Annotated in this window: 21 protein-coding genes and 2 tRNA genes; 11 read left to right on the top strand and 12 right to left on the bottom strand. The window is 67.2% G+C overall.

What is annotated here, in order from left to right; translation table 11 throughout:
* Positions 1-157: 157 nt before the first annotated feature.
* Positions 158-1,468: a replication-associated recombination protein A gene (locus HW466_RS23430; protein WP_059800358.1), complete on the top strand. Its 1,311-nt coding sequence runs from the start codon at positions 158-160 to the stop codon at positions 1,466-1,468.
* A gap of 25 nt (positions 1,469-1,493) precedes the next feature.
* Here the strand turns inward: HW466_RS23430 and HW466_RS23425 are convergent, their stop codons facing one another.
* Positions 1,494-1,760, bottom strand: a complete 267-nt coding sequence (locus HW466_RS23425; protein WP_059448161.1) for a DUF2164 domain-containing protein — start codon at positions 1,758-1,760, stop codon at positions 1,494-1,496.
* Positions 1,761-2,010: 250 nt separating this feature from the next.
* Between HW466_RS23425 and serS the strand changes: the two genes are divergently transcribed.
* From serS to HW466_RS23405, 4 genes are all read left to right on the top strand, one after another.
* Positions 2,011-3,312 carry a serine--tRNA ligase gene (serS, locus tag HW466_RS23420; RefSeq protein ID WP_059507111.1) on the top strand — a complete coding sequence of 434 codons (1,302 nt, stop codon included), beginning with the start codon at positions 2,011-2,013 and terminating at the stop codon, positions 3,310-3,312.
* Positions 3,313-3,443: 131 nt separating this feature from the next.
* A tRNA-Ser gene (locus HW466_RS23415) sits at positions 3,444-3,534 on the top strand.
* 139 nt (positions 3,535-3,673) lie between these two features.
* The gene (locus tag HW466_RS23410) at positions 3,674-4,621 is read left to right on the top strand and encodes a phosphatase PAP2 family protein (protein WP_239005925.1); all 948 of its coding nucleotides are present in this window, start codon (positions 3,674-3,676) and stop codon (positions 4,619-4,621) included.
* Between the two features lie 209 nt (positions 4,622-4,830).
* Positions 4,831-6,366, top strand: a complete 1,536-nt coding sequence (locus HW466_RS23405) for a methyl-accepting chemotaxis protein (RefSeq protein ID WP_174905726.1) — start codon at positions 4,831-4,833, stop codon at positions 6,364-6,366.
* 93 nt (positions 6,367-6,459) lie between these two features.
* On the opposite strand, the gene HW466_RS23400 is transcribed toward HW466_RS23405, so the two are convergent.
* Positions 6,460-7,620 (bottom strand): alkane 1-monooxygenase, encoded by a 1,161-nt coding sequence (locus HW466_RS23400; RefSeq protein WP_151006461.1) that lies wholly within the window; start codon positions 7,618-7,620, stop codon positions 6,460-6,462.
* A gap of 527 nt (positions 7,621-8,147) precedes the next feature.
* Between HW466_RS23400 and HW466_RS23395 the strand changes: the two genes are divergently transcribed.
* The 5 genes from HW466_RS23395 (at position 8,148) to HW466_RS23375 (ending at position 11,436) form a co-directional block, all read left to right on the top strand.
* The gene (locus tag HW466_RS23395; RefSeq protein WP_230940509.1) at positions 8,148-8,801 is read left to right on the top strand and encodes a GNAT family N-acetyltransferase; all 654 of its coding nucleotides are present in this window, start codon (positions 8,148-8,150) and stop codon (positions 8,799-8,801) included.
* A 163-nt stretch (positions 8,802-8,964) separates the two neighbouring features.
* Positions 8,965-9,735: a septum site-determining protein MinC gene (gene minC / locus HW466_RS23390; RefSeq protein WP_059448166.1), complete on the top strand. Its 771-nt coding sequence runs from the start codon at positions 8,965-8,967 to the stop codon at positions 9,733-9,735.
* 59 nt (positions 9,736-9,794) lie between these two features.
* Entirely contained in the window at positions 9,795-10,610 is an 816-nt protein-coding gene (gene minD, locus HW466_RS23385) for a septum site-determining protein MinD (RefSeq protein ID WP_059448167.1), read from the top strand.
* Positions 10,611-10,622: 12 nt separating this feature from the next.
* Positions 10,623-10,877 (top strand): cell division topological specificity factor MinE, encoded by a 255-nt coding sequence (gene minE, locus HW466_RS23380; protein WP_006486661.1) that lies wholly within the window; start codon positions 10,623-10,625, stop codon positions 10,875-10,877.
* Between the two features lie 157 nt (positions 10,878-11,034).
* Entirely contained in the window at positions 11,035-11,436 is a 402-nt protein-coding gene (locus HW466_RS23375) for a YXWGXW repeat-containing protein (RefSeq protein WP_060346023.1), read from the top strand.
* A gap of 117 nt (positions 11,437-11,553) precedes the next feature.
* Here the strand turns inward: HW466_RS23375 and HW466_RS23370 are convergent, their stop codons facing one another.
* Positions 11,554-13,104 (bottom strand): chloride channel protein, encoded by a 1,551-nt coding sequence (locus HW466_RS23370; RefSeq protein WP_174905727.1) that lies wholly within the window; start codon positions 13,102-13,104, stop codon positions 11,554-11,556.
* 175 nt (positions 13,105-13,279) lie between these two features.
* Here HW466_RS23370 and waaC point away from each other — a divergent pair, with 175 nt between their 5' ends.
* Positions 13,280-14,278, top strand: coding sequence for a lipopolysaccharide heptosyltransferase I (waaC, locus tag HW466_RS23365; protein WP_151004163.1), 999 nt, complete (start codon positions 13,280-13,282; stop codon positions 14,276-14,278).
* A gap of 61 nt (positions 14,279-14,339) precedes the next feature.
* On the opposite strand, the gene HW466_RS23360 is transcribed toward waaC, so the two are convergent.
* The 9 genes from HW466_RS23360 to rph form a co-directional block, all read right to left on the bottom strand.
* A complete protein-coding gene (locus tag HW466_RS23360; RefSeq protein WP_059448171.1) occupies positions 14,340-14,519 on the bottom strand; it encodes a hypothetical protein in 180 nt (59 codons plus the stop codon).
* A 102-nt stretch (positions 14,520-14,621) separates the two neighbouring features.
* Positions 14,622-15,932 carry an MFS transporter gene (locus HW466_RS23355; protein ID WP_151004165.1) on the bottom strand — a complete coding sequence of 437 codons (1,311 nt, stop codon included), beginning with the start codon at positions 15,930-15,932 and terminating at the stop codon, positions 14,622-14,624.
* A 297-nt stretch (positions 15,933-16,229) separates the two neighbouring features.
* Positions 16,230-16,721: an energy transducer TonB family protein gene (locus tag HW466_RS23350; RefSeq protein ID WP_059507117.1), complete on the bottom strand. Its 492-nt coding sequence runs from the start codon at positions 16,719-16,721 to the stop codon at positions 16,230-16,232.
* Positions 16,722-16,946: 225 nt separating this feature from the next.
* On the bottom strand, positions 16,947-17,240 hold the full coding sequence (locus HW466_RS23345; protein WP_151004169.1) for a hypothetical protein: 294 nt from the start codon (positions 17,238-17,240) through the stop codon (positions 16,947-16,949).
* A 157-nt stretch (positions 17,241-17,397) separates the two neighbouring features.
* A complete protein-coding gene (locus tag HW466_RS23340) occupies positions 17,398-17,799 on the bottom strand; it encodes a hypothetical protein (protein ID WP_060258268.1) in 402 nt (133 codons plus the stop codon).
* 151 nt (positions 17,800-17,950) lie between these two features.
* A tRNA-Ser gene (locus HW466_RS23335) sits at positions 17,951-18,038 on the bottom strand.
* 42 nt (positions 18,039-18,080) lie between these two features.
* The gene (gene hemW / locus HW466_RS23330; RefSeq protein WP_059448176.1) at positions 18,081-19,295 is read right to left on the bottom strand and encodes a radical SAM family heme chaperone HemW; all 1,215 of its coding nucleotides are present in this window, start codon (positions 19,293-19,295) and stop codon (positions 18,081-18,083) included.
* 34 nt (positions 19,296-19,329) lie between these two features.
* The gene (rdgB, locus tag HW466_RS23325) at positions 19,330-19,959 is read right to left on the bottom strand and encodes an RdgB/HAM1 family non-canonical purine NTP pyrophosphatase (protein ID WP_151004171.1); all 630 of its coding nucleotides are present in this window, start codon (positions 19,957-19,959) and stop codon (positions 19,330-19,332) included.
* Positions 19,952-20,692 carry a ribonuclease PH gene (gene rph, locus HW466_RS23320; RefSeq protein WP_059448178.1) on the bottom strand — a complete coding sequence of 247 codons (741 nt, stop codon included), beginning with the start codon at positions 20,690-20,692 and terminating at the stop codon, positions 19,952-19,954. The genes rdgB and rph overlap by 8 nt, the downstream gene beginning before the upstream one ends.
* Between the last annotated feature and the right edge of the window lie 51 nt (positions 20,693-20,743).

Genomic DNA, 20,743 nt, shown 5'->3' with positions numbered 1-20,743 from the left:
GGCGCGGGCACCGGGCGCGGGCACCGGGCGCGGGCCCCGCGCGCGATCACCGGCCTCGCCTGCGGCGGCCCGCACCGGCGGTGCCGTCGTGCGGCTGTCATAATGTCGGGTCCGGCGGCCGGTTCGGCCGCCATCGTTTGATCTGGAGCGAGGGTTCATGTCCGACCTGTTTCAAGTCGAGCCGCGCCGGCCGCTCGCCGAGGCGCTGCGGCCGAAGACGCTCGCCGAGGTAATTGGCCAGACGCATCTGCTCGGCGAAGGCAAGCCGCTGCGGCTCGCGTTCGAGTCCGGCAAGCCGCATTCGATGATCCTTTGGGGGCCGCCCGGCGTCGGCAAGACGACGCTTGCGCGCCTCACCGCGCTCGCGTTCGACTGCGAGTTCATCGCGCTGTCGGCGGTGCTCGGCGGCGTGAAGGACATCCGCGAGGCGATGGAGCAGGCGAAGGACACGCTGAACCGCACCGGCCGCCATACGATCCTGTTCGTCGACGAAATCCACCGCTTCAACAAGGGGCAGCAGGATGCGCTGCTGCCGTTCGTCGAGTCGGGGCTCGTGACCTTCATCGGCGCGACGACCGAAAACCCGAGCTTCGAAGTCAACTCGGCGCTGCTGTCGCGCGCGCAGGTGTACGTGCTGCAGTCGCTGAACGACGACGAGATGCGTCAGCTGCTCAAGCGCGCGCAGGACATCGCGCTCGACGGCCTCGCGTTCGACGACAAGGCGATCGATACGCTCATCGGTTACGCCGACGGCGACGCGCGGCGCTTCCTGAACCTGCTCGAGCAGGCGCAGACGGCCGCATCGTCCGCCGGGGTCACGACCATCGACGCCGATTTCGTCAGCAGCGCGATGACGCTGAACGCGCGGCGCTTCGACAAGGGCGGCGACAATTTCTACGATCAGATCTCGGCGCTGCACAAGTCGGTGCGCGGTTCGAGCCCGGACGGCGCGCTGTACTGGTTCTGCCGGATGCTCGACGGCGGCGCGGATCCGAAATATCTCGCGCGCCGGATCGTGCGGATGGCGTGGGAAGACATCGGCCTCGCCGACCCGCGCGCGCTGCAGGTGGCGAACGACGCGGCCGAGACCTACGAGCGGCTGGGCTCGCCCGAAGGCGAGCTCGCGCTCGGGCAGGCGGTGATCTATCTCGCGTGCGCGGCGAAGAGCAACGCGGGCTACAACGCGTTCAACCAGGCGATGGCGTTCGTGAAGCAGGACAAGTCGCGCGAGGTCCCCGTGCATCTGCGCAATGCGCCGACCAAGCTGATGAAGGAACTCGGCTACGGTCACGCGTATCGCTACGCGCACGACGAGCCGAATGCCTATGCGGCCGGCGAGTCGTACCTGCCGGAAGGAATGCGCGAGCCGCGCTGGTACAAGCCGGTGCCGCGCGGGCTCGAATCGAAGATCGCCGACAAGCTCGCGTGGCTGCGCGAGCTCGATCGCGAGGCCGGCAAGAAGGACTGACCGGCCGTTCGCTGCCCGCGGGTGCTCAGCGCCTGCGGCCCGGCTGTTTCTTCCAGTACTCGAACGGCTCGGCGTGGCAGTCGATGTCGAGTTCGGCGACTCGTGCGTGCAGGCGCTCCTGTGCGTCGGCAATCGCGAGGTTGTAGACGGCCGGCGCGATTTCCTCGACGAAGAAGTGCAGCAGCGCGCCGGCCTGGATGTTGCCGATCGGCTCGTCCATGTTCTCCGTGAAATAGCGTTGCAGCGACGCGATCGCGCGGTCGCGGACGTCCTTGTCCAGTTCGATGGCCATCGGGTTCCCTCGGGTGATGGTGATGCGGCGCGGGGGCGTTGCCTGCCGGGACGTGCACGGCCTGGTCGGCTTCCGCTCGCTGTTCAGCCGCGCCGCGCAATGCGTTTCGCCTTCTGCCGGCACGCGGCCCGGCAATGCGATACTGCCACGCGCGTCGCGCATTTGCGGCGCTGTCCGTTCGGCCAATGCCGTGGCGGCCTCGCGGTGCGTTAGAATTCCCGTCTTACACAACGATTTTCCAAGTCCTCCCATGCTCGACATCCAGTTGCTGCGCAAAGACCTCGACGGCGTCGCCAAGCGCCTCGCCGATCGCGGCTACACCCTCGACGTCGCCGCGTTCTCCGCCCTCGAAGCGGAACGCCGCGCGATCCAGACCCGTACCGAAGAGCTCCAGGCGCGCCGTAACAGCCTGTCGAAGCAGATCGGCGCGATGAAGGGCAAGGGCGAGGATACGTCGGCCGTCATGGCCGAAGTCGGCGGAATCGGCGACGAGATGAAGGCGTCGGAGGCCAAGCTCGGCGAGATCCAGGCGCGCCTGTCCGACCTGATGCTGGGCATGCCGAACATCGCGCACGAAAGCGTGCCGGTCGGCAAGGACGAAGCCGACAACGTGGAAGTGCGCCGCTGGGGCACGCCGCGCGAGTTCGACTTCGAGGTGAAGGATCACGTCGACGTCGGCACGCCGCTCGGCCTCGATTTCGAAACCGGCGCGAAGCTCGCCGGCGCGCGCTTCACGATGCTGCGCGGTCCGATCGCACGGCTGCACCGCGCGCTCGCGCAGTTCATGATCGACACGCACACGCTGCAGCACGGCTACACCGAGGCGTACACGCCGTACATCGTGAACCCGGAAATCCTGTACGGCACCGGCCAGCTGCCGAAGTTCGCCGACGACATGTTCCGTGTCGAGAAGGGCGGCGCCGAAAACACGATCACGCAGTATCTGATCTCGACGTCCGAAATTTCGCTGACGAACACCGTGCGCGAATCGATCGTCGAAGGCACCGCGCTGCCGATCAAGCTGACCGCGCATTCGCCGTGCTTCCGCTCGGAAGCCGGTTCGTACGGCCGCGACACGCGCGGCATGATCCGCCAGCACCAGTTCGACAAGGTCGAGATGGTGCAGGTCGTCGCGCCGGACGCTTCGTATGCGGCACTCGACGAAATGGTCGGCCACGCGGAAGCGATCCTGCAGAAGCTCGGCCTGCCGTACCGCGTGATCACGCTTTGCACGGGCGACATGGGCTTTTCGGCCGCGAAGACGTTCGACCTTGAAGTATGGCTGCCCGCGCAGAACACTTATCGCGAGATCTCGAGCTGCTCGAACACCGAGGCGTTCCAGGCGCGCCGCATGCAGGCACGCTTCCGCAACGCGCAGGGCAAGCCCGAGCTCGTGCATACGCTGAACGGTTCCGGCCTCGCGGTCGGCCGCACGCTCGTCGCCGTGCTGGAGAACTACCAGAATGCCGACGGGTCGGTCACCGTGCCGGAGGCACTGCGCCCGTACATGGGCGGCATGGAGCGAATCGAAGCGCCTGCACAGGCGTCGTGAGGTCGCTCCGCGATCGGTCTCCGAAGGCTCCGCAAAAAAATTTGCAAAAAGGGCTTGTGAGTTTCAAAGAGATCGTTCTATAATCTTTTCTTTCCCGGACACGACCAACCGGGAAATGAAGCAGGAAGGAAGGAGAGGTGGCAGAGTGGTCGAATGTACCTGACTCGAAATCAGGCGTACGGTTTCCCCGTACCGTGGGTTCGAATCCCACCCTCTCCGCCAAAATACGAAGCCCCGTGATTCGCAAGGATCACGGGGTTTTTCGTTTGGGTCGCGCGCAAGTGAACGCTGCTGCATCGACGACGATGTACGATAGCGTGCAGGCGCAGGAGCCGGCCACACGAACCGCGAAAAAAACACGATGAAAGCGACCACGCGAATCTGGGGGATGCTGACCGGGGTTGTATTGCTGACAGCGCTTGCCGCCGGCATGTGCGTGATGCAAACCGACTGGGTCGTGAATCGGGGAAGCGTCGTCGAATTCGCGCGGCGCGTTGCGTTCGGGTTCGGCGCAAGCGCGGTCCTCGCCCTGCTGTCCCGGGTGGGCCGCTATCGCGACATCACGCGCGCGCTGCGCTGCCGCGAATTCGCGTTCGCGCTACTGAGCGTGGCGCTGCTCGCAACGCTCTGCGCGGCCGTCGCGGTGCTCGACTATCTTTGCGTGGCGATCGGGCCGCCTTCGATCGAAAGCCATCTCGTCCGCTTCGATGCGATGCTCGGTTTCCATTGGCCGGATGTGTATCGATGGGTGACGGCGCGCCCCGGCCTGCACCGTGTGCTCGATCTCGCGTATCGCAGCGGCATGCTGCAACTGCTCGCGGTGCCGTTCATCCTCGCGGCGGTCCGTCGCGTCGACGATCTTGCCGAGTTCGTCGTGCAATTCATGTTCGCGGTGATCGTGGCCGTGCTCGTCTCCACGCCGTTGCCCGCCGCCAGCGCATTCGTCCATTTCGGCATCACCGATCCGGGAACCGCGTCGACGGTGACGCACTACGGCCTGTTGCGCAGCGGGCAGTTCCGTCAACTGAATCTGGCCGATGTGCAGGGGCTCGTGTCGTTGCCGTCGTTTCACGTGATGCTGGCGCTGCTGTTCGCCTACGCGCTGCGGCATGTCCGCTACGTGTTCGCGGCCGCGATCGTGCTGAATGCGGCGATGATCGCGTCGACGCCGACCCAGGGCGGTCACTACCTCGCCGACGTGATCGCCGGAATCGTGTGCGGCGCGCTGTCGATCGCCGCGGTGCGTCGCTGGACGGCCGCGCGGCGCCCAGCCGAGGCGGCCGGACCGCACGCGGCAAGCCCGACCTGATTGCGCGACGCCAGAGTCGCAACCTACCTGCCGGCATTCGCTTGCGGGCGCTCCGGTTCTCGTCGTTGCCGGATCGCCGTCTGCGTCGCGGCCCCCGCCGGATTCCCGCTGCCGTCGTCCTGCTTCAGCCTTCGCTTCGCGCGCCGTTAACAGTGAACGGCGGCAAGCGCCTTTTGCGCTGTCGTCGTTTCCCGTCGATTCAAGGTCCCATGAAGCTGAGCTACAAGATTCCCCTCGCATTCGCCCTCGCGCTGCTGCTGATGTTCTGCGGCGCGCTGTACGGCATCCGCATCCTCAACCGCTCGATCGACACGTTCGCGAACGACGTGCAGACCCGTGTCGCCGACGAACGGCTCGTGTCGGCGACGCTGGTGCAGTTCAAGCTGCAGGTCCAGGAATGGAAGGACACGCTGCTGCGCGGCAAGCAGCCCGACAAGCTCGACAAGTACTGGCAGGCATTCCAGACGCGCGAGCGCACGGTCGATACGCTCGCCGCGCAACTCGTGAACCAGTTGCCGCCCGGCGAGAGCCGTACGCTCGTCGAGCAGTTCATGCGCGCGCATGCGGCGATGGGTGACGGCTACCGGCGCGGGTTCGACGCGTTCAAGGCCGCCGGCTTCGAGCCGACGGCCGGGGATGCGGCCGTCGCGGGCGTCGACCGCGCACCCGCCGCGCTGCTCGAGCGCGCGGCGAAGCGCATCGCCGACGAGAGCGCCACCGTGTCGGCGCAAGCGAGCCGCGATGCGAGCCACGCCACCGCGGCGAGCGTCGTGCTGATGCTGATCGTGCTCGGCATCGCGATGATCGGCGCGTTCCTGTTCAGCCGCGCGATCCTGCGGCCGCTCGATCGCGCGGTGGCCTGTGCGCAGGCGGTAGCCGGCGGCGACCTCACGCGCGACGTCGACGCGGCCGGTCGCGACGAGATCGCCGATCTGCTGCGCGCGCTGCGGACGATGCAGGCGAGCCTGTCGGGCGTCGTACTCGAGGTGCGCACGCACGCCGAAGCCGTCGCGACCGCGAGTGCGCAGATCGCGGCGGGCAATCACGACCTGTCGTCGCGCACCGAGGCACAGGCCGCGTCGATCGAGGAAACCGCGGCGAGCATGACCGAACTGACGGGTATCGTGCGCCAGTCGGCCGAACACGCGCAGCACGCGGCGCAGCTGGCGCGGGACGCATCGGAAATCGCATCCGTGGGCGGCGGCGTGATGACCGACGCCGTCGACACGATGAACGGGATTGCCTCCAGCTCGGCGAAGGTCGGCGAGATCATCGCGGTCATCGACAGCATCGCGTTCCAGACCAACATCCTCGCGCTGAACGCGGCCGTCGAGGCGGCGCGTGCGGGCGAGCAGGGGCGCGGCTTCGCGGTGGTCGCGTCGGAGGTGCGCACGCTCGCGCAGCGCAGCGCGGCCGCCGCGAAGGAGATCAAGGCGCTGATCGAGCAATCGACGCGGCGGGTCGACGAAGGTGCCGTGCTGATCGCGCGCGCGGGCGAATCGATCCACGAGATCGTCGGTGCGGTGCAGCGGGTCACGTCGATCGTCGGTGAGATTTCGTCCGCATCGCAGGAGCAGAGCGGCGGCATCCAGCAGGTGAATGTCGCGGTCTCCCAGATGGACGAAGCGACGCAGCGCAACGCGGCGCTGGTCGAGCAGGCGTCGGCCGCGACGCAGGCGCTGGCGGAGCAGGCGAGCGCGTTGCGAAACGCGGTCGCCGTGTTCAGGCTGCCGCAGGCCGCGTGACGATATTGCCGACCGCGACCGCGACCGCGACCGCGACCGCGACCGCGACCGCGACCGCGACCGCGACCGCGACCGCGACCGCGCCGTGCAGCATCACGCCGCGGCGGAATATTGGGCGAGCACGCGAGCGCGGATCGACGGCTTGATGTTCGATTGCGCCATGTTGCCGCCGTAATGCGCGACGACACGCGGATTCATCACGCGATACCAGAGCGGCGGCACATACGCGAACAGGATCATCGTCGCGTAGCCGGCCGGCAGTTGCGGCGAGTCGTCGAAGTGGCGCAGCGCCTGGTACGAGCGCGTCGGGTTCGCGTGGTGGTCGGCGTGCCGCTGCAACTGGTACAGGAACAGGTTGGTGACGACGTGATTGCTGTTCCACGAATGCTGCGGCGTGCAGCGTTCGTAGCGGCCGCTCGGCAGCTTGCGGCGGCCGAGCCCGTAGTGTTCGACATAGTTGACGACTTCGAGCAGCGACGCGCCGTACGCGGCCTGGATCACGAGGAACGGAATCACGACCTTGCCGGCCATCGCGATCGCGACGCCCCATACGACGACGGTCATCGCCCATGCGTGCAGCACTTCGTTACGCCAGGTCCATGGCGAATGTCCGAGGCGCTCCAGGCGAGCCTTCTCGAGACGCCACGCCGAGTGGATGCTGCCCGTCACCGTGCGCGGCAGGAATGCCCAGAACGATTCGCCGTAGCGCGCACTCGCCGGATCCTCGGCGGTCGCGACGCGCACGTGATGGCCGCGGTTGTGCTCGACGAAGAAGTGCCCGTACGCGACCGGCGCGAGCGTGACTTTCGCGAGCCAGCGCTCGAAGCGGCTGGTCTTGTGGCCGAGTTCGTGCGCGGTGTTGATCGAGATGCCCGTCGCGGCGCCGAGCGACAGCGCGAAGCCGACGTAGTCGTACCACGCGAGCGCATGCGTGCCGACGATCCACACGCACATGAAGAACGCGACATATTCGACCAGCGTCGCGAGATAGACGATGTAGCGGTAGTAGCGCTCGCGTTCGAGTTGCGGAACCACGGCTTCGGGCGGATTGTCGCGATCGTCGCCGATCAGCGTATCGAGGATCGGGATCACGCCGAACGCGAACAGCGGGCCGAACCACCAGAACACGTGAAGGCCCGTCGACAGTGCGAGCTGGGCCGACAGGATCGGCAGCGTGATCGTCACCGCGCCGAGCAGCCACAGATAACGTTTGCCATCCGACCAGCCCGAGGCCGATGCGTCGGTCATTGCCATTGTCTTCCTCCTTGTTGGGCCAGCGCCCGCGCGTGCGGGCGCGGCGGCCGGGTGACGCGTTTGTCGTCGTTCGAATCGTCGCGGGTCCGCGGCACCGGATCGGTCGTCCGGTTGTGCCAGTTATACGACCGTCGCGCACGCTTTCCAAACCCGCGCGCTAGGCGCGCAACTCCAAACGGTCGGCTGCCCATGACGCCGGTCGGGAAGGGCTGGCACGCGGTGATTGAAACAGGGCACGCTCGCGCCGATCGGTCTGTCGGTGGGCGTTGTTGTCAGATGAATGGCCGGGATGACACATGCGTGCATCCGTCGGCGAAACTCGCAACGAATGTTGCGATGCAGCAGGTTTAGGGCGACGCCGTGCGGCTGCGCGGTTCTTTCGCATCCATATGTAACGAACCATTACGGTGTCGAAGGCGAAATGCAGCACACTTGCCGCGTGAGGGCGCATGAACGGCAAGGCGGGCGGGGCTGCGCGTCGGATCTTGCAGGCCGCGTTGCATGCGCAGTCCCCGGTCGATGCATCGATGCTGCACCTGCACACCGGCGCATGCGCGACATCGGTTGCCTTTCGATCGGCGCTGCCATTTGAAAATAACGATTTGACTCATGCCCCGCTTTCGGTTGAAGCTAATAGCTTGCTGTCCGAAGGGGGCTGTGCCTGCATGAGTTCGACCTTGACCGTTCGTCGTATCGCTGCCGACCAGGGCGGCGTGTATCGCGAACTCCGCGCCGCATCGCTGCGCGAGCCCTACGCGCCCGGCGAAGCGCCGGAGGCCGAATTGCTGAACGTCGATTCCGACGCAGCGGCGGCCGTCGCCGCGCTGCGCGCCGAATCCGACGAGTCGACGACTTTCCTGCTGTACACCGAGGGCCATCCGGCCGGCATGATCGGCGCATATTTCGACAATACGCCCGAGCGGCGCGCGTTCGTCAGCGAGCTGTGGGTCGCTCATGCGGTCCGCCACCTGCGCGGCGGCGTGCTGCTGCTCGAGACCGCCACCGCGTGGCTGGCCGAACGCGGCGCGCAGGACGTCTATGCGTGGATCGCCGATGCGAACCGCAACGCGATCCGGTTTTACGAACGCGCGGGTTTCGGCAACACGGGCGAGCATGCGCCGATCGCACGGATGCCCGGCGCGATGAAGTCGTTGTTCGTGTCGCACGTCGACACGCCCTGAGCATGCATGCGCGGGCCGCACGGCGCGATCGTGGCCCGTCGGCCGTCCGGCCACCCGCCCGCCGGCGTGCGCTCGCCACGCCCGTCGCCGCCCGGTTCCCCAAAAATAATGGCCGCACGCGTGGACGCCTGTAAAATACGCAAAAAATTTTTGCAGAGTGTCCATGTCGCTTAAAAAATCGCCATTCTTCGAGCTGCGCAGCGGATCGGTCGATACGTTGCTGTTCACCGTGAAGACGACCGATCTCGATGCGTTGCGTGCCGAACTGGTCAAGCGCTTCGAAGCGACTCCCGAGTTTTTTGCCGATGATGTCGTCGCGATCGACGTCCGCCGCCTCGAGGGCGACGAACGCGTCGCACTTGCCGACATCCGCCAGATGCTGAACGACGTGCGGATGCGCCCGGTGGGCGTCGTCGCGCTCGCCACGCAGGGCTGGGCGGCGGAAGCCGGCCTGCCGCTGCTCGAGGCGCGCGACCGCCGCGCGCCGGCCGCGAAGCCGGCCGAGGACGCAGAGCAGGCGCCGGCCGCTGCCGCAGCTGCGGCCGTGGCGGCCGAACCGGCACCGGAGCCAGCGGCGCCGACGCCGGTTGCGGCCGGTGGCCAGACGCTGGTGATCGATCGGCCGCTGCGTTCGGGGCAGCAGATTTACGCGAAAGGAGACCTCGTGGTGCTGGCGCCGGTCAGTCACGGCGCCGAGATCATCGCGGAAGGCAACATCCACATCTACGCGCCGTTGCGCGGCCGCGCACTCGCGGGTGTGCACGGCAATCACGACGCGCGCATTTTCTGCACGTGTCTGGAGCCGGAACTGATTTCGATCGCGGGTATCTATCGAACGACCGAGAACCCGTTGCCCGCCGACATACTGGGCAAATCGGTGCAGATCCGGCTCGAAGAGGAAAAACTGATGATCGAACCGCTGCGCCTGACGTGATTCACGCGGTACGCTCCGGATCGATCGGCTCTCATTGACGAACACAGGGTATTGGGTAAATGGCAAAAATCATCGTGGTGACTTCGGGCAAGGGCGGCGTGGGCAAGACGACGACCAGCGCGAGCTTCGCGTCCGGCCTCGCGCTGCGCGGCCACAAGACGGCCGTGATCGACTTCGACGTCGGCCTGCGCAACCTCGATCTCATCATGGGCTGCGAGCGTCGCGTGGTGTACGACCTCGTCAACGTGATCCAGGGCGAAGCGAACCTGAACCAGGCGCTGATCAAGGACAAGAAGTGCGAGAACCTGTTCATCCTGCCGGCGTCGCAGACGCGCGACAAGGATGCGCTCACGCGTGAAGGCGTCGAGAAGGTGCTGAACGACCTGGTTGCGATGGACTTCGAATACATCGTCTGCGATTCGCCGGCCGGTATCGAGGCGGGCGCGCTGCACGCGATGTACTTCGCGGACGAAGCGCTGATCGTCACGAACCCGGAAGTGTCGTCGGTGCGCGACTCGGACCGCATTCTCGGCATCCTGTCGTCGAAGACCAAGCGCGCGACCGAAGGCAAGGAGCCGATCAAGGAACACCTGCTGATCACGCGCTACAGCCCGAAGCGCGTGAGCGAAGGCGAAATGCTCTCGCTCGAGGACATCAGCGAGATCCTGCGCATCAAGCTGATCGGCGTGGTGCCGGAGTCGGAAGCCGTGCTGCACGCATCGAACCAGGGGCTGCCGGCCGTGCATATCGACGGCACCGACGTTGCGGAAGCGTACAAGGACGTCGTCGCCCGTTTCCTCGGCGAGGACAAGCCGCTGCGCTTCACCGATTACCAGAAGCCGGGCCTGCTGCAGCGCCTCTTCGGCAGCAAGTAACGGAGGCCGCCCATGTCCATCCTTTCGTTTCTCCTCGGCGAGAAGAAGAAGTCCGCATCGGTCGCGAAGGAGCGCCTGCAGCTCATCATCGCGCACGAGCGGGTCGGCGGCCGGCCGCCGGCCGATTATCTGCCGGCGCTGCAGAAGGAGCTCGTCGCGGTCATCTCGAAGTACGTGCATATTTCGAACGATGACATCCGCGTGAGCCTTGAGCGCCAGGACGATCTCGAAGTCCTCGAAGTGAAGATCGAGATTCCGCAAGCCTGATTCCTGGTTGTCCCTCCGCACGACGGCGCATGCCGTCGTGCGCGTCTTACGCCCTGTTGCACTTTCGGGCGCGCCGTAACACGGCGTCTGTCGGCCGTTGGCCGACCTCCCGCATTGAACGAATACGCTCGCGTCATTTGTCAATCAGGAGGTTGTCATGGCTGTCTCTACCGTTCGACGTCGTATCGTTTCGCTCGCGCTGCTCGCCGCGGGCTTGTCGGCCGTCGCCGCGCCGCTTGCCGCACGCGCGGACGAGATTCTCGTCGGTGCGCCGATGATGGTGCAGTCGGGCCGCATGGTCGTCGCCGAACCGGTGGCCGCGCCGGTCGAGGAAGTCGTCGTCATCGCGCCGAATGCGCCGCCGCCCGTGCGCTACGAGGTCGTGCCCGCCGCGCGCGTGGGTTATGTGTGGGAGCGCGGGCACTGGCACTGGGATCATGGCCGCTACGTGTGGATCGGCGGCCACTGGGAAACCGAGCGCATCGGCATGCACTGGGTGCCGGGCCACTGGGATCAGCGCGGCCCGAACTGGTTCTGGACACGTGGCCACTGGGCCTGACGGGAGGCGTGCGATGAAGCGAACCGCCATTGCCATCGCGCTCGTCGCGATCACGCTCGCCGGCTGTGTCGTGGTGCCGGCCCGGCCCGTCTACTACCGGCCGGCGCCGGTGGTGATCTACTGAGGATCACGCGGGTCCGTGTGCGCCGGGCCGCTCGCACCGGCTCCTGACGGGCCGCGCTCGTTCGGCGTCGCCGGCGCGTGCGTGGCGACGTTGCCGGCCGCCGCGGCTTCCGGCTCGCCATCGTCCTGCTCGCGCAGCGTGTCGAGCGGATCGGCGGGTGCGGCCGCCGCATCCTGCGGCGCCACGACACCGGCCGCGGCAGCCGGTGCCGCTGCGGGCTCGGCGGCAGCCGCGGGCGGCGCGAGATAGCGCTCGGCGAGTGTTTCGTAGAGCGGCGGCGCGAAGAAACGCGCCATGCGGCTCGACACCAGTGCGGTTGCCATCAGCGAAATCACGAGCGCGTGACCGTTGATCATCTCCATCACGATCACGAACGACGTGATCGGCGACTGCGTGACCGCCGCGAGGTAGCCGACCATCGCGAGCGCGATCAGCATTGGCAGGCTCAGGTCGCCGAACACAAGATGCAGCAGGTTGCCGAACCCGGCGCCGATCGACAGCGAAGGCGCGAAGATCCCGCCCGGGATGCCCGGCAGGTAAGACGCGACCATCGACACCATCTTCAGGAACGGATAAAGCACCGACAGCCGCTCATGGCCGTCGAGCAGGCCGCGCGCTTCCGCGTAGCCGCTGCCGAACGTCGTCCCGCCCGATACGAGGCCGACGAGCGCGATCACGAAGCCGCACAGCGCCGCGAACGCGATCGGGCGTTCGCGATACAGGCCGAGCAGGCGCGCGGGCAGCCAACGGCCCGTATTGAGCAGCAGCCAGCTGAACAGGCCGCCCGCGATGCCCGTCACGATCGCGGTGACGAGCACGGCGACCGCAAGCATCTTCGGAAAATGCTTGCCGGCGTCGATCGTGCCGAAGTACGTGTAGTTGCCGTTCAGGCCCAATGCGACGACACCGGCGAGAATGATCGCGGTGATCAGCACGCCGCTGGCGCGGGCGGAGAAGCTGCGGGTCAGCTCCTCGATCGCGAACACGATCCCGGCGAGCGGCGTATTGAATGCCGCCGACAGGCCGGCCGCCGCGCCGGCGAGCACAAGTTGCCGTTCGATCTGCGCGTTCGAGCGCGGGTAGAAGCGCCGCAGGTTGAACATCAGCGCCGCGCCGACCTGCACGGTCGGGCCTTCGCGGCCGATCGTGAAGCCGCCGAGGATTCCCAGGAACGAGATCAGAACCTTGCCGAACAGGATGCGCAGCGTCAGCAGCCGCGCGCCGAATGCGCTCGGGCTCGCATGCAGTGTCGCGATCACCTGCGGGATCCCGCTGCCCTCGGCGCCGCGGAAGAAGCGCCGCGTGAGCCATACCGACGCCGCGGCGATCGACGGCGTGAGCAGCAGCGGCAGCCACGCGGCGTGCTCGCGCATCGTGCGGAAGGTATCGTAGCCCCAGTCGATCAGCCGCGCGTACAGCACGGCCGCGAGACCGACCGCGATCGCGCCGAGCCAGAATACGCCGTACTGGCGCCAGATCCGCATCGAGCGGCGGGTGAGGGCGGGAAAAAGCGCAGGGAGTGCGGGGAGGGCGGGGCGGGGCATCGGCAGCGGGCCGGGAGGGCAAAGGAAGCATTATAAAAAGAACCGGCTGTGTCCGGGGCTCGACAAATATCTACACAAGCGTCGCATTTTGTTGCAAATGTAATGTTGACGTAATGTTTGCGCACCACAAGCATCGTTAGCATGGCGAAATGGCCAGCCATTCATCAGAACGAACGTGAAACGCATCCTCATCGTGAAAGTGACGTCGCTCGGCGACGTCGTCCAGACGCTGCCCGTCGTCGCGGACCTCCATCGCGCCTTCCCGGGCGTGAAGGTCGACTGGGCCGTGGACGAATCTTGCGCGGAGGTCGTGCGTTGGCATCCGGGCGTGAGCGAGGTGCTCTGCGCGCCGCTGCGGCGGTTCAAGAAGCTGCGCAACGGCGGCGACCTGAAGGCGATCTCCGCGTCGATCGGCGCGCTGCGCACGCATCGCTACGATGCCGTCATCGATTTGCACGGCGTCTACAAGAGCGCGATCATCTCTGCACTCGCGCGCGCCGCACGCCGCGTCGGTTATCAGACGCAGGATCTCGGCGAGACGGGCGCCCGTTTCGCGTACTCGCATCGCTTCGGCCCGCGACCGGACTGCGACGCCTGGCACGGGATGCGCGTGAGCGCCGGCGAGGCGCTGGGCTATGTGCCCGAAGGCATCGCCGCGTACGGGATCGTCCCGCCGCAGGTTGCGAGCCTGCCGCCGGCCGTGACCGACGGCGCGCCGTTCATGCTGCTGTTCCACGCAACGTCCAATCCGGACAAGAAATGGCCGACCGATGACTGGGCCGCGCTGGCCATCCGGATGATGGCGCGCGGCGTGCGCGTGCTGTTGCCCTGGGGATCGCCGGCCGAACACGACGATGCGCAGGACATAGCCGCGCGCGCGCCAGGCGCGATCGTGCTGCCCGCGATGTCGGTGCGCGAACTCGGCGCGGCCATCGGCCGGGCGGCGCTCGTCGTGGGCGTGGACACCGGGTTCGTGCACATGGCGCATGCGCTGCAGCGGCCGACCGTGATGATTTTCGTCGCGACCTCGCGCCACCATTGCGGCATCGGCGGCGCACCGAATGCACTGTCGATCGGCGAGCCCGGCGTGCCACCCTCGGTGGCGCAGGCGCTCGACGCGATCGATGCGGTCGGGCCGGCCTATGGCGCGCAGCGCGCGCGGCTGACGGCCTAGCGCGTGGACAGGCCCGCTATCGACTTGAACGGGCTCCGCCGCGAAGGCGCGGCCGGCAGGTTCAGGCGAGCAGCGCTTCGACGGTGACTACCGCGGCGATGGCGGCCAGGTTGGCGAGCAGCGCCTCGAACAGCAGGCCGCGCCACGTTTTCGGCCGGAAGCGTGCCGCGAGCAGCAGGGCGCTACCCAGCGCGAGCGCCAGGATCATGACGAGGTCGGCGTTGCCGAGGTGGATATTCATCGCGGCGGCTCCTTCGGGGAGGGATCCGGGGGCACGCGAGCGCGCCCCCGGATCGAGTATAGGCAGCGCCGGCCGCCGCACAACCCGGGGCGCCCCGGAGGCTCAGAGGAGCGATGCGTCGCGGGTCTCGCGCATCAGCAGCACGCCGATCAGGCTGATCGCCGCCGCGACCGACACGTATCCGCCGACCCACGACAGGCCGCCGCGCGCGGCGAGCAACTGTGCGATGTACGGTGCGATCGATGCGCCGAGGATCCCTCCGAGGTTGTACGCGACGCCTGCGCCCGTATAACGGACGTTGGTCGGGAACAACTCGGGCAGCAGCGCGCCCATCGGCGCGAACGTCACGCCCATCAGGAACAGCTCGAGCGTCAGGAACAGCGCGACGAGCGGCATCGATCCGCTGCCGAGCAGCGGCTCCATCGCGAAGCCGGAGAGCAGTGCGGCGATCGCGCCGACGACCAGCACCGGCTTGCGGCCGAAGCGATCCGACGCCCACGCCGACAGCGGCGTCGCGAGCCCCATGAACACGACGGCGAAGCACAGCAGGCCGAGGAAGCTCTGGCGCGGAATATGCAGCGTCGACACGCCGTACGACAGCGAGAACACCGTCGAGATGTAGAACAGCGTGTAGCAGACCACCATCGCGAGCGCGCCGAGCAACGTGGGCTGCCAGTGTTGCGAGACGAGCGTCGCGACCGGCACGCGCACACGTTCGTTGCGCTCGAGTGCGGCCTGGAACGCCGGTGTCTCGGTGATCTTCAATCGCACGTACAGGCCGAGCGCGACGAGCACGGCGCTGACGAGGAACGGGATGCGCCAGCCCCAGCTTCGGAACTGCTCGTCGGACAGCGACAGCGCGAGCGCGAAGAACAGCCCGTTCGACATCAGGAAGCCGACCGACGGGCCAAGCTGCGGGAACATCCCGAACCAGCCGCGCTTGCCTTGTGGCGCATGCTCGGTCGCGAGCAGCGCCGCGCCGCCCCATTCGCCGCCGAGGCCGATGCCCTGGCCGAAGCGCAACACGCAGAGCAGCACGGGCGCGAGTGCGCCGATCGTGTCGTAGCCGGGCACGAAGCCGATCGCGGTGGTGGATACGCCCATGACGAGCAGCGACGCGACGAGCGTCGACTTGCGGCCGATGCGGTCGCCGAAGTGGCCGAACAGGAACGAGCCGATCGGCCGCGCGATGAACGCGATGCCGAACGTGACGAAGGCGGACAGCGCCTGTGCGGTCGCGGAGCCGTGCGGGAAGAACACGGGGCCGATGACGAGTGCCGCGGCGGTTGCGTACACATAGAAGTCGTAGAACTCGATCGCGGTGCCGATGAAGCTCGCGAGCACGATGCGTCGGTGGCTGACGGCGCCGGCCGAACCGGTTGCGTGTGCAACGGCCGGGGGAGATGCGGACATGGATGTCTCCGTTTTGTCGTTGGGGCATTCGACCGGGCGTGCGCTCCGGCGGGCAGGTGGACGCCTGCCGAAAGAGAGCAGCCGGCGGATGATGCGGTGGCGGCGTCGACGCATCATGGCACGAACGTCGCTCGCCGGTCGACGAGGCAGCGGACAGGTCGCCGCGGCCCGCTGTCGGCGTGGTCGATTCGCATGCCGGGTGCGGCGCGCGAACGCGCGCGCGGGCGGGTAGCCGCGCGATTGCGGAAAATTATAGCCAGCGCCGCGACATAGCGACAATCGCGGGCGGGCGCGGGCTCAGTCGATCGATTGCGCCTGCGCGGATGCGGTGCTTTGCAGCTGGAAACGGCCGTCGTCGTTGAACAGCCAGCCTTCCATCATTTCGAGCCGGCCATTGCCGTCCAGCAGTTTCGACGGTGGCGGCGGCAGCGGCGCGGAGCGGCGCAGCGACGCGAGCGCGAGTCCTTCCGCTTCGCTGTCGCCGTTGCTGCGATAGACGGAAGCGTTGACGAGGCGGCCGCTGCCATCGACGGTGAATGCGACGACGACGAGCGAGCGCAGCATCGCCTGCGGCGTGCCGTGCGAGACGCCGGACGGGTTGTGCTCGGCGACGCACCGCGCGACTTCCACGCGGTACTGATCGCGATTCGCACTGCGGATGGCGGACGGGATCGTCAGCACCGAGCGCAGCGACGGCGGCGGCGTGATGGTGCAGGCGGCAAGCAACGAGGCGGCGATCAGCGCGGCAACACGCAGCCGGCTCGCGCCCGGGTGGGGAACAGGGGACATGGGGAAGTGCCGGAGGGTGACTATAAAAAAATGATAGGCGTCCGGGCGCGACCTGTTATCGGGAGAAACGCATAGTGCGCGATGCGCGACGTGGCGATTCGCGGATGATGGCGATCGGCGGCCCGCTCGACACGTGTCGCGAAGTGACGTGACATGTGACGGCGCGGCGCGACATGCATACGCGCGCCGTACGCGACGGCGGTCGAGGTGATCCGACCGGCCCGCTCAGTAGCCGTGCGTCACGAGCGACAGAACGGACAGGTCCGGATGCGTGCCGTCGATGATCGTCTTGCCGATGTGCACGGCTTCCCGAACCGCTTCGTCGACGCTCGCGAAGCTTTCCTCCCCGTCGGCGTGGAAGGGCACCGCATGATCGGGCAGCGCGGGATTCACGCCGGGATGGCACACATATCCGGTATAGGTGTAACGCGATTCGCTGCCGGGCGCGAGACCCGGCACCACATGGATCTCGAAGCCTTCGTAATCGACGTGATCCGGCGCTGTCGACAGTTCGGTCATGGCGGTCTCCGTGTGCCGCGCGCAAGGATGGTGCGCGCGGCATCGAGTCGCGGCGGCGGTCGTGTCGCCGTGCTGATCGAATTCTAGGCGATGGCGAGCCCGCTCGTGAGGCTCGCGCGCGCCCTGAGTGTGCCCGGCGGGCGTACCGTATCGAGCGTTACCGCGTGCAGCGCGCATCCTTGCGCTGCACCACGAGGATCACGGGATATTTCTCGCCATGCTCGAGCTCCACCGGCGCGACCACCGTCAGCGTGGCCGGGTCGGAATCGTCGTAGACGCTGACCTGCTCGTTGCGGATGTAGGTCACGCCGGTGCAGTTCGATGCGCGCCCGTCATCCGACACCTTGCACTGGATCTCGTTTTCCTTCAGGTAGTTGTACGGCGTCGGGCTCGCGAGATATTCGCGCAGGCTGCGCGGCGAGCCGCCGACGCCCTTCACGTACGCGATCGCGCACGAAGGCGTTTGCGCGTCGGTGCCGGAGGCGGAATCGGCGGCCGCCGCGTGCGTGCCGACGGCGGCCAGCAGGGCGATGAGCGACGAGGCGATGAAGGGCTTCATGACGTGGTTTCCCGTTTCGCGAATCGGAGCGCCGGATTGTAACGGCATCGCGCGAGATGCGTCGGCCCGTTGGGCGGGCACCGTGCGTGGCGCGCGGCGGACAAACAAAAACCCCGTCATTCGATGAATGGACGGGGTTTGGCGAACTTCCTGGCGGAAGCGGTGAGATTCGAACTCACGGACAGTTTCCCGTCGCCGGTTTTCAAGACCGGTGCCTTAAACCGCTCGGCCACGCTTCCACACGAGGCGGCATTGTAACCGAAATGCCGCCTCGTTCGGCTTCAATCGTCGCGCAGGAACAATTCCTGCAAGTCGTTGAGGAACCGTTGGCCAAGCGGCGTCGGCGCGATCTGCGCAAAATCGCGCGTGATCAGTCCGCGCCGCTCCGCTTCCCTGAGTGCCGGCTCGATCGTGCTGATCGGCAAACCCGTGCGTTCGACAAAGCTGTGCACGGGGAAGCCTTCGACGAGCCGCAGCGTGTTCAGCATGAACTCGAACGGCAGGTCGCGCGCACCGACTTCACGCTCTTCCTGCACCGGCGTGCCGGCCATCGCCTGTTCGATGAAGGTGGCCGGATGCTTGTAGCGTGCCTGGCGCAGGATCCGGTTCGGGAACGACAGCTTCGTGTGCGCACCCGCGCCGATCCCGAGATAGTCGCCGAAGCGCCAGTAGTTCAGGTTGTGCTTGCACTGATGATTCGGCTTCGCGTACGCGGACACTTCGTAGCGGCCGTAACCGGCCTCGGCCGTGCGCGCGTGGATCCATTCCTGCATGTCGGCCGACGCGTCGTCGTCGGGCACTGCGGGCGGAAACTTCGCGAACAGCGTGTTCGGTTCGAGCGTCAGGTGATACAGCGACAGATGTGGCGGTGCGAACGACAGCGCCGTCTCGATGTCGGCCCGGCATTCGTCGAGTGTCTGGTTCGGCAGCGCGAACATCAGGTCGAGGTTGAAGTTGTCGAACGTCTTCGCGGCGATCTCGACGGCCGCGCGTGCCTGCGCGGTGTCGTGAATGCGGCCGAGCGCTTTCAGATGGCCTTCGTTGAAGCTCTGGATGCCGACCGACAGGCGATTCACGCCGCTCGCACGAAACTGCGCGAACTTCGCGGCCTCGAACGTGCCCGGGTTCGCTTCGAGCGTGATCTCGGCGTCGGCATCGAGCGGCAGCAGTGCGCGCACGTCGGACAGCAGCCGGTCGAGACCGGCCGCGGACAGCAGGCTCGGCGTGCCGCCGCCGATGAACACCGTATGCACCTGCCGCCCCCAGACGAGCGGAAGCGCCTGTTCGAGATCGGCGCGCAGCGCGTCGAGGTACTCGGTTTCCGGAAACCGCTCGCCTTTCCACTCGTGCGAGTTGAAATCGCAGTACGGGCACTTGCGCACGCACCACGGAAAATGCACGTACAGCGCGAGAGGCGGCAGCGACGTGAGCTTTACCTGCCCGGGCGACGTGAAGGTCGCGACGACGCGCGCGCCGGTTTCCGCCGCCTGGCTCATGCGGCCTCCGGTTGCGAATGCGTGACGAGGACGATCATGCCGGTTCCTCCGCGAGCCGCGCGAGCAACGCCTTCAATGCGAGCGCGCGATGGCTGTGCGTGTTCTTCATGGCCGGCTCGAGTTCGGCCGCCGTCGCGCCGAGCGACGGCAGGTAAAAATACGGGTCGTAGCCGAATCCGTGCTCGCCGCGCGGCGTGTCGACGATCTCGCCTTCCCAGCGGCCTTCGGCAAACAGCGGCTCGGGATCGTCCGCATGGCGCACCAGCGCGAGCACGCAGCAATAGTATGCGCGCCGGTCGTGGACGCCGCGCAGCTGCTCGACGAGGTACGCGTTGTTCGCCGCGTCGCCCTTGGCGCCGCCCGCGCGCTGGGCGTAGCGCGCCGAATAGACGCCCGGCGCGCCGCGCAGCGCGCGCACGCACAGGCCCGAATCGTCGGCGATCGCCGGCAGCCCGGTGAGCCGCGACGCATGGCGCGCTTTTGTCAGCGCGTTCTCGATGAACGTGCCGAACGGCTCTTCCGCCTCCGGCACGGCCAGCTCGCCCTGCGGCACGATCTCAATGCCGACCGTCGAGAACAGCGCGGTGAACTCGCGCAGCTTGCCCGCGTTGTTCGACGCGAGCACGATGCGCGACAGCGGCGCGACGGTGCGATCGTCAGACATGGCCGGCGCCCAGCACGTCTTTCTGCAGCTGCACGAGCTGGCCGATTCCGCTTTGCGCGAGGTCGAGCAGCGCGTTCATCTCGTCGCGCGAGAACGGCACGCCCTCGGCGGTGCCCTGGACTTCGACGAAGCCGCCGGCACCCGTCATCACGACGTTCATGTCGGTGTCGCAGCGCGAGTCTTCCGCGTAGTCGAGGTCGAGCACCGGCGCGCCTTCGTACACGCCGACCGAGATCGCGGCGACGTGATCGGTGATCGGCGAGCGCGCGAGCTTGCCGGCCGCGATCAGCTTCGACACGGCGTCGTGCGCGGCGACGAACGCGCCGGTGATGCTGGCCGTGCGCGTGCCGCCGTCGGCCTGGATCACGTCGCAGTCGATGTGAATCGTGCGCGGGCCGAGCGCCTCGAGATCGAACACCGCGCGCAGCGCGCGGCCGATCAGGCGCTGAATTTCCTGCGTGCGGCCCGTCTGCTTGCCGCGCGCGGCTTCACGGTCGCTGCGCGTGTGCGTCGCGCGCGGCAGCATCCCGTATTCCGCGGTCAGCCAGCCCTGGCCGCGATCACGCAGGAATTCGGGCACGCGTTCGGCGACGCTCGCGGTGCAGATCACCTTGGTATCGCCGAATTCGACGAGTACCGAGCCTTCGGCATGTTTCGTGTAATGGCGCGTGAGGGCGACCTTGCGCAGTTCGTCGGCGCGGCGGCCGCTCGGGCGGGACAGGGAAGACGTCATGGGGAATCGTGGACGGAAGAGGAAACCCCGATTTTAGCGCCGAACGGCAGC

The organism is Burkholderia territorii (assembly GCF_902833055.1).
Taxonomy (GTDB): domain Bacteria; phylum Pseudomonadota; class Gammaproteobacteria; order Burkholderiales; family Burkholderiaceae; genus Burkholderia; species Burkholderia territorii.
The sequence above is the reverse complement of the archived record's forward strand: the minus strand, read 5'-3'. Positions and strand labels throughout refer to the sequence as shown.